This window comes from Niabella aurantiaca DSM 17617, assembly GCF_000374125.1.
GTDB classification, from domain to species: Bacteria; Bacteroidota; Bacteroidia; order Chitinophagales; family Chitinophagaceae; genus Niabella; species Niabella aurantiaca.
In genome coordinates, this window is sequence record NZ_KB893637.1 from 179,162 (window position 1) to 192,271 (window position 13,110).

General features: G+C 49.7%; 12 protein-coding genes. 4 read left to right on the plus strand and 8 right to left on the minus strand.

What is annotated here, in order from left to right:
• From B160_RS0114445 to B160_RS0114455, 3 genes are read left to right on the plus strand one after another with little or no spacing between them, the layout of a single operon-like run.
• On the plus strand, nucleotides 1-966 hold the full coding sequence (locus B160_RS0114445; protein WP_018628641.1) for a family 43 glycosylhydrolase: 966 nt from the start codon (nucleotides 1-3) through the stop codon (nucleotides 964-966).
• Nucleotides 963-3,230 carry a DUF2961 domain-containing protein gene (locus tag B160_RS0114450; protein WP_169540068.1) on the plus strand — a complete coding sequence of 756 codons (2,268 nt, stop codon included), beginning with the start codon at nucleotides 963-965 and terminating at the stop codon, nucleotides 3,228-3,230. Before B160_RS0114445 ends, B160_RS0114450 begins: the two co-directional genes overlap by 4 nt.
• Nucleotides 3,227-4,630 carry a sialate O-acetylesterase gene (locus B160_RS0114455; protein ID WP_018628643.1) on the plus strand — a complete coding sequence of 468 codons (1,404 nt, stop codon included), beginning with the start codon at nucleotides 3,227-3,229 and terminating at the stop codon, nucleotides 4,628-4,630. The genes B160_RS0114450 and B160_RS0114455 overlap by 4 nt, the downstream gene beginning before the upstream one ends.
• Nucleotides 4,631-4,655: 25 nt before the next feature.
• Here B160_RS0114455 and B160_RS0114460 read toward each other — a convergent pair whose 3' ends face one another.
• From B160_RS0114460 to B160_RS0114495, 8 genes are all read right to left on the minus strand, one after another.
• Entirely contained in the window at nucleotides 4,656-6,005 is a 1,350-nt protein-coding gene (locus B160_RS0114460; protein WP_018628644.1) for an alpha-L-fucosidase, read from the minus strand.
• A gap of 228 nt (nucleotides 6,006-6,233) precedes the next feature.
• Complete coding sequence (locus B160_RS0114465) at nucleotides 6,234-7,046, minus strand: DUF4382 domain-containing protein (protein ID WP_018628645.1); 813 nt, start codon at nucleotides 7,044-7,046, stop codon at nucleotides 6,234-6,236.
• A gap of 75 nt (nucleotides 7,047-7,121) precedes the next feature.
• Entirely contained in the window at nucleotides 7,122-8,450 is a 1,329-nt protein-coding gene (locus tag B160_RS0114470; protein WP_018628646.1) for a sensor histidine kinase, read from the minus strand.
• Nucleotides 8,447-9,127: a response regulator transcription factor gene (locus B160_RS0114475; protein ID WP_018628647.1), complete on the minus strand. Its 681-nt coding sequence runs from the start codon at nucleotides 9,125-9,127 to the stop codon at nucleotides 8,447-8,449. Before B160_RS0114475 ends, B160_RS0114470 begins: the two co-directional genes overlap by 4 nt.
• Nucleotides 9,128-9,136: 9 nt before the next feature.
• Nucleotides 9,137-10,009: a hypothetical protein gene (locus B160_RS0114480; protein WP_018628648.1), complete on the minus strand. Its 873-nt coding sequence runs from the start codon at nucleotides 10,007-10,009 to the stop codon at nucleotides 9,137-9,139.
• 13 nt (nucleotides 10,010-10,022) lie between these two features.
• On the minus strand, nucleotides 10,023-10,340 hold the full coding sequence (locus tag B160_RS0114485) for a hypothetical protein (RefSeq protein WP_018628649.1): 318 nt from the start codon (nucleotides 10,338-10,340) through the stop codon (nucleotides 10,023-10,025).
• Nucleotides 10,341-10,418: 78 nt separating this feature from the next.
• Nucleotides 10,419-10,694 carry a hypothetical protein gene (locus B160_RS0114490; RefSeq protein WP_018628650.1) on the minus strand — a complete coding sequence of 92 codons (276 nt, stop codon included), beginning with the start codon at nucleotides 10,692-10,694 and terminating at the stop codon, nucleotides 10,419-10,421.
• Nucleotides 10,695-10,809: 115 nt separating this feature from the next.
• Nucleotides 10,810-12,189: a dicarboxylate/amino acid:cation symporter gene (locus tag B160_RS0114495; protein WP_018628651.1), complete on the minus strand. Its 1,380-nt coding sequence runs from the start codon at nucleotides 12,187-12,189 to the stop codon at nucleotides 10,810-10,812.
• Nucleotides 12,190-12,449: 260 nt separating this feature from the next.
• On the opposite strand from B160_RS0114495, the gene B160_RS0114500 reads away from it, so the two are divergent.
• Nucleotides 12,450-13,028, plus strand: coding sequence for a hypothetical protein (locus B160_RS0114500; protein ID WP_026309777.1), 579 nt, complete (start codon nucleotides 12,450-12,452; stop codon nucleotides 13,026-13,028).
• Nucleotides 13,029-13,110: the final 82 nt, after the last annotated feature.

A 13,110-nucleotide genomic window follows, 5' to 3' on the forward strand; every position in this document is an offset into this window, starting at 1 on the left:
ATGAATAAAACAGGAACTATCATTGGAATTGTATTGTTCGTTTTTCAGCTAACGGAAACGCGGGCACAGCATATAGAAGTGCCACAGATAGCGGGGGACTGGGTACATATTTTTGATCCGAATGAGACCCGCCGGCAGGGCGACAGTTCCTGGTACACCAATGACCATTGTTTTGTAAAAGCGGCAGACGGCTCCTGGCATGCCTTTGGCATCATTCATCATCTGCCGGTTGCTCCCTGGAAGGAAACCCGTTTATTCCATATTACAGCCCATACATTATCGCAGTCACACTGGGAAGATAAAGGATATGCCCTGTCGGCAGAGCCCGGTGTGGAACGGGTATTGTGGGCCCCGCATATTTTCAAAGAAAAGGGACGCTATCATATGTTTTACAATACTGGTAATATGCAGGAAAATGCACCCAACTATGCCTCATGGGGCCAGCTGCGCCTGGCTACCAGTATGGACCTGTATCAATGGCAGCGGCATGTGTTGAACCCGTTGTTCAGTGATGCCGGCCATGCACGGGACTCTTATATTATGAAATATAAGGGGCGGTATTACTACTATTACACCCGCACGTTCAGCGAAACGGATCTGCGCTCCGTGGTAGCGGTACGCACGGGGCCGGACCTGTATCACTGGAGTGGTCCCCGGATCGTGCATACGCAGCCCTTCCGGGTAGACTGGGGTGGCGATGCGGAAAGTCCCTTTGTGGTAAAAAAAGGGAAGATATTCTATCTTTTTATTTGCCGGGCAATGACGGAGTATAACCGTACCGATGTGTACTGGTCAAAGGATCCGCTGCGTTTTCCAAATGAAAACCTTGTCTGCACCTTACCGGTACATGCTGCGGAACTGATCTATGATAAGAAAGCAGGCTGGTTTATTTCCAATACCGGCTGGGATAAAAAAGGGCTTTACCTGGCCCCGTTGAAATGGGTATTAAAAACCGGAATAAAATGAAGGATAAGATCTTAAAACAGGGAAGTTTTTTTTTGCTGTTGCTGCCTTTTTTTGCAATAGCGCAATCCCGCAAAAGCGTTGTATTGCCGCCCCAACCTTCGGGCTATGATGCCTACCGGATGTGGAGCAGTCTGCCGCAGCAGCGCATCGGCGTAAGGGCCTATATGCGCAGCACCTATGACCGCGGCGGTGGCGGCTACGATGCTTCCAATTTTCTTTTTATGAAAAAAGAGGATGAGAATGTAACACTGGATGTAAAGGGTAATGGCACGCTCTGGTTCTTCAGAGCCAATCACTGGCATGGCAGCCCCTGGCATTTTGTTGTGGATGGGAAAGATAATATTGTAAGGGAAACAGCAACGGCCGATCCGGCAGATGCGGTTAAAAAATATAAAACGACTGCCTATATCCCCGCAAAGGCATTGCCGGAGCCCTTTGCATGGACCTGGGGAACCACTAAGGGCGCCAATCTTTCCTGGATCCCTATGCGGTTCAGCAATTCGTTGCAGATCGCTTATTCAAGAACTTTTTATGGTACGGGCTATTATATCTACCACCTGTATGCGGATACTGGATTACTGGCGAACCAGACCAGGCCCTGGAACCTGCAACAGGTGCCTCCGGCGGATGCCATGGCATTTGTGAACCGTGCGGGTACGGATATCGCTCCAACGGATATTGAAAAGGTGCAGGGAACCGTGCAGCGCGATCGGGAGCACGTGGTGCTTGCTACACTGCGATCGGGACCTGCAACCCTTCGCGCGCTGAAGCTGACCCTGCCCCTGGATGAGGCAGAGCAGCTCGAACGGGTACGGCTGAAAGCAACCTGGGACGGGGCAACAGAACCTTCCATCGATGCCCCGCTTTGCCTGTTCTTTGGAGCCGGTACCTTTTTTAACCGGGAGAAAAAGGAATACCTGGTAAAGGGATTGCCGATCAATATACGCTACAATTATGCAGAGGGAACGGTGGAGCTTGCCTGCTATTACCCCATGCCGTTTTTCAGCGCTGCAAAGATCGAACTGGCTGGTATCTCCTCCGGACAGGGAACGATCCGGTATGAGCTGCGTTATGAAAAGCAGGCAAAGGCAACACCGGCGTTCAGCAGTTATTTTCATGCTACGTATCGCGATTTTCCGAAACCGGAACTCGGACGGGATATGGTCTGGCTGGATACAAAGGGGCTGGAAGGGCAACAGGAGTGGTCGGGAAGCTTCCTTGGCAATTCATTTATTTTTTCGCATAACGCCAATCTGAATACACTGGAAGGCGACCCCCGTTTCTTTTTTGATGACAGCCAGACGCCACAGGCCTATGGCACCGGAACAGAAGAATGGGCCGGAGGGGGTGATTACTGGGGTGGTGAGAACATGACGCTGCCGCTGGCCGGACATCCCTGCGGTGCCATTGAAAAGAAAAAAGCAGTAAACGAAAAGGACCTGATCCAATCGGCATATCGTTTTTTGTGGGCCGACCTGATGCCTTTTGGAAGGCGGGCCGTGATCCGGTTTGAGCACAATGAGAATGTTTCCCAGGAGCATTATGAATCGGTTTGCTACTGGTACGGGCTGCCGGCTGCTTCGCTGGTGGAAACGGATCGGCTGGATGTAGGCAATGAACAGGATGAGCGGTTGCATCGCTACAACTCGCCGCAGGGGTCAGCGGTCGATACCATCGAATCGCGCTATGAATGGGGGCCGGATGCCTATCCCGCGCATGCCTGGGGCTATGACCTGCCCAACCGCCCGGGTTATAAAGAATATATGGGGAAACAGATCTACCCGGCGCAAAAAGAAGATGGCCGCACTACAGCAGGCATTACGGAATTTAATATCCGCCTGAGAAAAGACAACCAGGGCGCATTGCTGCGACGTACACTGGATTACGGCTATCCCAATCAAACGGCTGAAGTATATATCGCTGTACCAACCGGTAAAAAGGCAATTGCTGAAACAGACTGGAAGAAGGCGGGTACCTGGTATCTTGCCGGTTCCAATATCTGGATGACCTCCCGGCCAAAGGATGAACTGGGTAAGCGGGTATACCAGGTGCGTACCTCCAACCGGCGCCTGCGCGATGATGAGTTCCTGATCCCTGCAGTGCTGACAAAGAACCGTACAATGGTGCGGGTGCGGATCAAAAATATTCCCAACCGGCAGGGGCTTTACCCGGGGCACCCTTTTCCATTAGAAAATAAGTGGAGCGAACTGCGGTATCGCATTTTCAGTTATATCATTCCCTCATTCAACGTTCCCGGAAAATGAATTTGAAAAAGTTATTCCTTATACTCCTGTTTGCAACGGCATCGATCCGGGCAAAGGCCAATATCCGCCTTCCGGATATCATTGGCAGTAATATGGTACTGCAACAAAAACATAAAGTGAAACTGTGGGGCTGGGCCGATCCGTATGAAAAGATCACGATTAAAGGTTCCTGGAATAGGGAGGTGTATGAGGCTATGGGAACGCGCGATGCCAAATGGGAGATCGAATTGCAAACGCCTGCCGCGGGCGGGCCTTATACCATTTCCTTGCAGGGAAAGAATTCATTGCTGCTGGAAAATGTATTGATCGGGGAGGTATGGCTTTGTGCCGGGCAGAGTAATATGGAAATGAGTGGTAACTGGGGATTGCCGGACATCCAGAACGAATTGCCGCAGGCCTATCAGCGGGAGCTGCGTTTTTTTCATATAGCCAAAACAACGGCGGCTTTTCCACAGGAACAGGTACAGGGACAGTGGGTGGTATGCGACAGTAATACGCTGAAGACCTTTAGTGCGGCAGCTTATTTTTTTGGAAAGAAGCTTCATCAGCAACTGGGCGCTCCTGTTGGACTTATCGAAGCAGCCTGGGGCGGCACGGCTGCGGAGGTATGGACACCGGATAGCGTTGTGAACAACGATCCTGTTCTTAAAAAAGCTGCAACGCTGATACAGCCCAGTGGTATGTGCCCCTATATGCCCGGCAGCGCTTACAATGGAATGATCGCGCCCATCACCTCTTATGCGATTGCAGGAGTGATCTGGTACCAGGGAGAGAACAATACCGATGCTGCCGTAACCTACCGTCCATTGTTTACCGCCCTCATCGGGGCCTGGCGCCGTGCCTGGGGGCAGCAGCTGCCCTTTTATTATGTACAGGTGGCGCCCTTCCGGTATAAGAAGATCAACGCGGGGGCATTGCTGCGGGAAGCACAGTGGCAATGCTCCTCGATTCCGCATACGGGCATGGTGGCCACTAACGATATTACCGGTAATGTAGATGACGTACACCCCCGGAATAAACACGATGTTGGGCTGCGATTGGCTAATTGGGCGCTGGCCGATCATTACGGCCAAGCCGGCATTGCGTATAAGAGCCCGGAATATAAAAGTATGCAGGTAAAAGGAGCGAAGGCGGTTATTAAAATTTCCGGAGCAGAAGCGGGATTAATAATAAAGGGAGATAGCCTTGCGGAGATGCAGATCGCAGGGGCGGATAAGGTCTTTTATCCCGCGGAGGCCACCATACAGGGTGATAGGATCGTAGTTTGGAATACGGAGGTAAAAAAACCAATGGCCGTCCGGTATTGTTTTACCGATACGGCCATTGGTAATGTAAGCAACAGTGCAGGACTTCCGCTATTGCCCTTTCGCACCGATCGCTGGGCATTCCCGGGATTCTGATACAGGGGACTGTGCAACCCGGCGGCTATTTTAAGAACAACTCCACCACCGGTATTTCGTAAGGTGGCTTTTGTTTGGGCAAATGTAAAATAAGATCTCCGTTCTCTGTTTTGTACTGGATTTCGGAAGCATCATGTACAAACTGGGCATAGCTCACCTTGTCTGCATACCCCGGCAATACCAGCGTTCCGTAATTGGACGGATAGGTGAATAAATGCAGGAACAGCCTTTTTGTTTTTGGATTATAGGTCTGTTTTATATCCAGGTTGTCGGGCAGCTTATATTGCTCCGGCGGATAAGTGCAATTGTAAATGGACCGGCTGTTGGCGTGCATCCAGTAGGCCAGGCTGTCCAGCGCATTGTTGGCACGATAATCAAATTCGCCACGTGCGGTAGGGCCAACATTCAGGATCAGGTTGCCCCCGTTCGCAGCAGAGGTGATCAGCAGGTCCAGCAGCTGGCGATGGGTTTTCCAGGTATTTTCATCACGGTAGTAGCCCCAGGATCCGGAGAAGGTCTGGCAGGTTTCCCAGTACTTGCCTTTGTATTTGAGAAGTTCGGATGGTTTTACCTGCTCCGGCGTTTCAAAATCGTATCCATCTGAATAGTTATTCAGGTCCAGGCGGTTGTCTACAATAATGCCCGGCTGCAATTTCCGGATCATCTTTAAGAGCTCAATGGAGCTCCAGTCATCGTGCCCCTTGCCGTTTTTTCCGGGATAGGAAAAGTCGAGCCACATGATATCGATCTTGCCATAATTGGTCAGTAATTCTTTGATCTGGTCCTTCATGTACTGGCGGTAGCGGTTCATATCCTTTCCCTTGTTCAATGCTGCGTAATCGGCCTCGGTAGCGTCATTGCCCAATCGCTGCGGATGTACCCGGTCAATGGTAAAGTCGGGGTGATGCCAGTCGATCAAAGAATAATAGAACCCGATCTTGATGCCCTCCGCCCGGAACGCGTCTACAAACTCTTTTACCAGGTCGCGCTTTGCCTGGGTATTGGTGGCCTTGTAATCGGTGTATTTGGAGTCGAACAGGCAAAAGCCCTCGTGGTGCTTGGTAGTGAGCACCGCGTATTTCATACCCGCGGCTTTTGCTTCTTTTGCCCATTTCTTTGGGTCAAACTCGTCGGGGTTGAAATGGTCAAAATATTTCTGATAGTTTTCGGTGGTAATGCGCTCCCGTTGTTTCACCCATTCGTGCCGGCCGGGAAGGGCATACAATCCCCAGTGAATGAACATGCCAAAACGGGCGCTGGTCCACCATTCCATTCGCTGGGCCTTTTGTTCCGGCGTTTCTTTAAATAATTGCTTCGGCTGTGCATGAAGCAGGGTGGTAGTGGTGATGGCAATTGCCAGGAAAATCTTTTTCATTCTAATCGCTATGTGTTTAATAATGAACTGTCGGTAGCGTAAAAATACAAAAGAAAAGTCTTAAGAAGCCGCTCTGGCCAGGCTCCGGCAGCAATTGGATAATATATTTTACGAAACGGGTAATATAATAGAGATCCCGGATGTGCGCCATTACAGCGGACGTTCCGGGAAATAAAAAAAGGCTGTGCCCCTCTCTGACACAGCCTCGATCTTAGTGGGTGTGTGCCGTTACTGGGTTAGCGTAATTGAGCCTATATCCGTTACTTTTCCAAATGCTACATTGATGCCTGTTATGGTTGAATCCCTGTATGTGGTAGCGCTGTCCGCGTCAATACGGAGCGAATAGGCGCCATCGGCCAATCCTACGAAATGAAAGAACCCATCAGGGCCGGGGATTGCGCTTCCAATGGTGTCTGCTCCCTTTAATGCATACAGCCAGGGGTTGGCTTCTGCCGGTTTTACATAGCCTCTGAACTGGCCATTGGCTTCTTCACTAAAGGCCTTTACTACCGGTTTTAGCATGTATTTACCGCTTTTACCGGCTGCATGTACCGAGCGGGCAGCATCAAAATCGAGCCAGATCTTGTAAACGCCATCGGGTGCCAGTTCTTTATGAAAATTGATCTTGTACCCACTGGTAGAACCGGAGGGAACGGTGAGGGCATGCTCCACGCCGTCTACCACTACCGTATTGTCATCACCCAGGACCAAACGGATCTGCTCGATCTTACCGGCGGGTAATGTCAGCGGATCGCCCATGGCAATTACGGTTCCGTTACGATAATTCAGAATATTGATGGGGTCATGGAAGGTGGGGTCCAGCGGATAATCAACCCAACCGGCATCATTGCTGCTGTTGTTGATCGATACGCTTTTTACATCCAGGTAGATGGCGTCATAGGTGGCCGGGGCATCGGTCAGCATCATCTGGACCTTTGCCTGTCCGTTGGAGTTCTGGTCACGATCACTGCTGTCATTTTTTGAACAGGAGGCGAGCATAAGAACAACACCAGCCCCCATTGTAAAGAATAAGGATTTCATTTTAAAGGATTTTACATTGATGAAACGAAACTAAATCCTCTATATGAAGGGAAAATGAAAATGTGCCGGTTCTGGCTATTTTTGGAGATGATTTTCCGAAAACAGCAGTTCAAACCGCGAGCCCTGGTTTAGCTGCGTGTGTACCTCAATGCGAATGCCCTGATAATCAGCTATTGATTTTACAATGGAGAGCCCGAGGCCGAAACCTTCCCGCTGAGAGGTATTTTTCTTAAAACGGTCAAAGATCCGCTCAGATTCCCCGGCATCCATTCCGATGCCGGTATCGCTGATGGAAATGACATAACGGTTTTGCTGATATGCATCGCTGATGCTAACGGACCCGTTGAGCCGGTTATACCGGATGGCATTATGAATGAGGTTGTAAAACAGCTGAAAGAGCAGGTCCTTGTTTACCCTATAGAGAATGGTCTCGCCCAGGAGCCGTTCTTCTATGGTCAGTGATTTTTCATCTGCCCGGTGTTGCAGCTCCTCCAGTACTTCGCAGATCATGGGCTTTACGGTCACCTGGTCGTTGCGGTTGTATTGCTCGTTATCTATTCGTGATATGAGCAGCAGTACGCTTACGATCTTTTTTAACCGCTTCATGATCCGCATGGTGTCTTCCAGTTTCAGCACGGCATTCGCCGGCAGGTCCGGATCTGTCATCATGTTCTCGATCTTACCCTGCATAATGCTGATGGGGGTCATCAGTTCATGGGAGGCGTTTGAAGTGAATTCTTTTTCTTTTTCAAAGGCATGGTTTACCTGTTGCATCAGTTGGGAGATAGACTGATCCAGGTATTTGAAATCGTAGGTGGAGGTTGCCAGCGCGGGCCGGGGTTCTTTAAAAGGAAAGGTCTTTTTGATCAGCCGGGTGCGGATGATGCGTCCCAGCGGTTTCAGGAGGTGCCGGGTATAAAAGAGCTGGATACAGGCCATGATCAGGGTAAGCACGATCAGCACGCTGATGGTAGCCCTTTGCAGGGCGATACTGTCCTGCTGGATGGAAGCGATCTTCTTCCCGATCTCGAGGAGATAGGTCTGATGGCTGATGGTGAAGGTGTCGGTCAGGATGCGGTAGGTAATGGTATCGTCATCGATAATGCGCTGTGCGGTCTGCAGTTTTTGTTTTGCCCAGCCGGTGCCCCGGGGATAGGGTTCCAGGGAAATGTATTCGTCTTTCAGCATCGAGTAACTGCCATAGGCGGAATCTCCCTGGAGATAGTAATTGACCCCGTTCTCCTGGATGGCCTTCAATGCTTTTTCGCGTTGCTCACGGAGGTTTTTGTTAGTATTATCCGAAGCGATTTTCTGCATGAGGAGCGGAAGCTGCCATACGAACAGCCCAAGGACGGCAATGGTGGCCGCCACGGTAAACAGCGTCAGTTTGGTATGCAATCTCATGAGGGGGTTTTGATTTTATAACCGACGCCTCTTACGGTTTCCAGCCAGTCGGTATCCGCATAGCCGTGGAGCTTTTTCCGGATGTTTTTTATATGCACGTCAATATAATTGGAGTCGTATTCGTCGTCCGCATTGTCGCCCCACAGATGGTCGCTGAGCTGCATGCGGGAAAGCGGCCGGTTTTTGTGAAGGAGCAGGTAGTTCAGCAGATCGAATTCCTTCCGCGACAGGGAGATCTCTGTTTCCTGATAAGCGATGGTCCGGTTTTTAAGATGAATGGTAAATGCTCCCAGCTGAACTGCGTTGTCGTTCAGTTTGAATTTCCGGCGGATGATGGCTTGCATCCTGGATTGGAGCTCCAGCAGGGAGAAGGGTTTGGCCAGGTAATCGTCTGCACCCATGTCCAGTCCCCGGATGCGGTCCTCCACTTCACCTCGGGCAGTAAGCATGATGATGGCAGTGTCTGTGTGGTCTTTCCGGATCTCCTGCAGAAGCCAGAAGCCATCCCTGTCCGGCAGTCCAATATCCAGTAAGATAAAATCAAAGCTTCCGGTATCTGTCCGGTTCAGTGCATCCCGGGCAGTAAGCGCTGTTTCGCAAAGAAAATGGTTCTTCTGGAGGGCGGCCTCAATTTCCATTGCCAGGGATTGTTCGTCTTCTACGATCAGTACACGCATGCAAATGTTTTAAAACTGGTAATAAGCGCTTAAAGTAAAAAAAGAATTCACGGTGCCTTTATTCACGGCATTGTTGCCCAGCAACGATAATTTCAGCGCAGCTTCAATAAGGTAGGAGGCCCTGTTGTAGGACATTGGTAATTTGAGATTATAGGAAAGCAACCCATATTTTTTATAATCGATGGTGGTTGCCGTCACCTGGCCGGGTGGTTGTGGGGTATTCCCGTTTCCTTTGCCGTTCCCGTTCCCCCTGCCTTTTCCCGGGTTCTCCTTTTCGATCAGATAGGTCTCATAATATTGCTGGGTGCCGGCCGTAAGCGCCAGCTCGGGTGTGAAGCTGAGGATGGCGCTGCCTCCGGACAGGTTCCAGTCGAATGATTTGGAATTGGAGAGTGTTGTGAAATAATCCGGTTGCTCACCAAAGGCAAGGTCAACTCCCAAAGCGGTTTTAAGAAAATATTCGTATCCCAGCTCGGCGCTGGCCAGGTTGGGACTGGAGGCCTGGAGGAAGGGCGACGCTGCCGGATAGAAGGCATGGGTATAACTGATGTCGCCGGATAATTTTGGCGTAATGTTAAACCCGTACCCCAGTGTAAGCGAAGCGGCTGATAAAAGCAGGCTGTCGGAGAACAGGTGAAAACCTGTTGCGGAAAGATAAACGCCAGCAGGTATGCGTACCGTCGCATTTAAAGCCAGATAGGGGAGTGGCTGCTCAGTGGTTTGACCATAGTAGTCGATACCGGTGCCATAAAGGGCGGCCACCGTAACGGTTGTTTTTTCTTTTACAGTATCGGCCTGTTGCTGTACGCTATCGGCTGTATCCTGGGCAAGCAGCTGCGTTGCCCCTGCGCAGTATAATAAAATAATGAATAACTTTTTCACAATACCCTTTCTTTTATCTGCCGAGTCCTTTTCCGTTAATTTTTGGTTTAATGATCTTCACCGGTTTTATTTTGACCCTGGGAGCCACTACCATTTTAGGTTTTGCCTGGTTCTTTGCCCGGGGCACTTCCTTGATGGGCTTTCCTTTGGCAACGTTCTGGCGGCCGGGGGGCTCTTTTTTCTCAACCGGTACATCCTGTTTTTGCGCCGGAATGGTGTCGGTTATTATGATCGGCCTTTTTTCTGCGCTATTGCTGTGAACGGCTCCTGTTCCGGCACAAACCGGCAGTATGCCCCCCAGTAAAAATAGATAAAGAAAAAAGGTTTTCATAATAGAAAATATCAGATAGCAATTAAGCTATCTGATATAAAGGTACTGATTAAAAAGAAATCGGGCTGTTTGTTCCCGCTATCTTAGGGTACGGACTTTTGTTGTCTTTTTTGCGACAACAGGATATTTTCTTTTATAGTGGATCTTACCGTATTTTTTTCCATTGGATTTGGAGGAGGCAACGCCGCTGATGACCCGGCCATAATGTGTGGTATGTGCTACAGTGCGTACGACCATTCCGTGGTTCGCTATAACAGGCTTTACCGGCTTCACTGCAATATGAACTTTGCCTGGTTGCGCCATTAAGGACTGAGCTGTAAAAAGCAGGATCAGTAATGTCAGGCTTATTTTCATATTCCCATATTTATAAACAGCAGATAATTGGTCTGCAGCACAAATGTAAATGTCGATTATGAAAATTTGATGAAGGCTGGGACCGGTATAAAAAAGGCTTCGTTACGGTTGGTGATCAACGGGCCGGTGGCTGAAAACCGGGAGGATCTACCGGGTTCAGGGCCGCATGCAGCTGTTCTTTATCCAGCTGTTTTTCCCAGTTGGCGACCACTATGGTGGCCACCCCGTTCCCGACAAGATTTGTGAGGGCGCGGCATTCCGACATAAAACGATCAATGCCCAGGATCAGCGTCATACCTGCAATAGGCACTTCCGGAACGATGGCCAATGTGGCCGCGAGCGTAATGAACCCGGCACCCGATACGCCTGCCGCGCCTTTGGAGCTGAGCATGGCTACGAGCAGCAGCAGCACCTGGTGTTCCCAGGTAAGCGGAATATTGCAGGCCTGCGCAATGAACAGTGCGGCCAGGGTCATATAAATATTAGTGCCGTCCAGGTTAAAGGAATAGCCGGTTGGAATGACCAGCCCTACCACCGGCTTGGCGCAGCCTGCTTTTTCCAGCTTTTGCATCAGTGTGGGCAGGGCGGCTTCAGAAGAGCTGGTACCCAATACAAGCAAGAGCTCGTCTTTGATATACCGTATGAATCTGAAAATGGAAAAACCATTGTAACGGGCTACTGCGCCCAGGACGATGACCACAAATAAGGCCGAAGTAAAATAAAACGTGGCAACGAGCAATCCGAGGTTCATTACGGAACGGATGCCATACTGCCCGATGGTAAAGGCCATGGCTCCCAGCGCCCCGAGCGGTGCGAGCTTCATCAGGATCTCCACCACTTTAAAAACCGGGTACGTGAGCGCCTTTAAAAAACCGATCACTGCTTTGCTCTTCTCTGCGGTCAGCGCCAGGCCTACGCCAAATAGAATGGCAGCAAACAATACCTGTAGTATATTATTACCGGAGAGCGGGCTCACCAGGGTTTGCGGAATGATGTCGAAGATAAAATGCTCCAGGGTCTGGTCTTTGGCCTGTGATACATATTTGGCGATGGTACTGGCATCGAGGGTGCGGTGGTCAATGTTCATGCCGGCGCCGGGACGAACGGTGTTGCTCACGATCAATCCCACGATCAGGGCAAGTGTTGAAAAAGTAATGAAATAGATGAATGCCTTTCCGGCAACACGACCCACTTTTTTCAGGTCGTTCATACCGGCAATGCCCGTGCTTACCGTAAGAAAGATCACCGGTGCAATGATCATTTTTATCAGCATGATAAAACCATCTCCCAGGGGCTTTAGCTTTTTACCGGTGTCCGGAAGGAAATGCCCCAGGGTGATACCGATCACAATGGCCACGATCACCTGGAAATAAAGTACCTGGTACAGCTTCTTTTTTTTCAATGGCTTTTGCTGTTCAAGATCCGCAACAATCATTCGTTTTTTGCCAACAAGATAAATAAAATTGAAAAGAGAGGAGATAATTTTTACATACATACAAATGATTGTTATGGCACGTAGGTTGCACAGACTGTTAAAGTTCGGTGCAGTATACCGGTTCTGATTTACAGGAGCCTGTATGGAATGTAGCCTTTTGAAAAGCCCGAATGCGTCATTGCTATAAAAAGTTGGTATTGTTTTTTCTTTATGGCTATGGAGGCAAGGAAGTGCAGGCAAAAAAAATTGATCCGGATCCAGTTCTTTCAAGAACCTGTGCAGTGCTTTATTGTTATTACTATGAATTAAATCTTATAAGCATGAAAAAAGTATTTTTTGCAGTAGTGATGGGTGTTTTATCCGTCAGCCTGGTACAGGCACAAAGTATGAAAAACACACTGAAGATAGGAGTGATGGGGGGCATAGCCGTACCTAATGAAAATGCTGCGGCAAATGCAGGGGTCGATGTGGCATATCAGAACCTGGTGACACCGCATGTGGGCCTGGGTATCGCTACCGGCTACAATCATTTTTTTGGTAAGGACAAGGACCTGGGTAACACGACCCTTCAGAACAACAGCTTTGGTGTGGTACCGGTAGCTGCTCTGGTTCGCTACTATCCGCAGGCAAAGGGCATTTATGTAGGTACGGACCTGGGTTACGGGTTTATTACAGGAGATGAAAAGGTTGCCAGTAACAGCAGCGTAAACCGTCCGGATGGCGGGTTTTATCTGAAACCCGAATTAGGATGGCACAACCGCAACTGGAACGTGTTTGCACACTACACGAAAGTGTTTACCGGCGATGATGGAACAATCAATGTTGGTAATGCATCCCAAAAGTACAATGCCGGAAGCATTGGGGTAGGGGTAGCCTACAATATTGGTTTGGGTAGGTAGTTTGGTTTTATGACACCGGTTCAACCGGAAAAAGCAGGCGGAGTATTCCGCCTGCTTTTTTATTGCATACCGCGTCGCAGAT

What these genes read in the sequence shown, in the direction of transcription:
- B160_RS0114445 (WP_018628641.1), top strand. Translation starts at nt 1, where the DNA reads ATGAATAAAACAGGAACTATCATTGGAATTGTATTGTTCGTTTTTCAG.
- B160_RS0114450 (WP_169540068.1), top strand. Translation starts at nt 963, where the DNA reads ATGAAGGATAAGATCTTAAAACAGGGAAGTTTTTTTTTGCTGTTGCTG.
- B160_RS0114455 (WP_018628643.1), top strand. Translation starts at nt 3,227, where the DNA reads ATGAATTTGAAAAAGTTATTCCTTATACTCCTGTTTGCAACGGCATCG.
- B160_RS0114460 (WP_018628644.1), bottom strand. Translation starts at nt 6,005, where the DNA reads ATGAAAAAGATTTTCCTGGCAATTGCCATCACCACTACCACCCTGCTT.
- B160_RS0114465 (WP_018628645.1), bottom strand. Translation starts at nt 7,046, where the DNA reads ATGAAATCCTTATTCTTTACAATGGGGGCTGGTGTTGTTCTTATGCTC.
- B160_RS0114470 (WP_018628646.1), bottom strand. Translation starts at nt 8,450, where the DNA reads ATGAGATTGCATACCAAACTGACGCTGTTTACCGTGGCGGCCACCATT.
- B160_RS0114475 (WP_018628647.1), bottom strand. Translation starts at nt 9,127, where the DNA reads ATGCGTGTACTGATCGTAGAAGACGAACAATCCCTGGCAATGGAAATT.
- B160_RS0114485 (WP_018628649.1), bottom strand. Translation starts at nt 10,340, where the DNA reads ATGAAAACCTTTTTTCTTTATCTATTTTTACTGGGGGGCATACTGCCG.
- B160_RS0114490 (WP_018628650.1), bottom strand. Translation starts at nt 10,694, where the DNA reads ATGAAAATAAGCCTGACATTACTGATCCTGCTTTTTACAGCTCAGTCC.
- B160_RS0114495 (WP_018628651.1), bottom strand. Translation starts at nt 12,189, where the DNA reads ATGTATGTAAAAATTATCTCCTCTCTTTTCAATTTTATTTATCTTGTT.
- B160_RS0114500 (WP_026309777.1), top strand. Translation starts at nt 12,450, where the DNA reads ATGAAAAAAGTATTTTTTGCAGTAGTGATGGGTGTTTTATCCGTCAGC.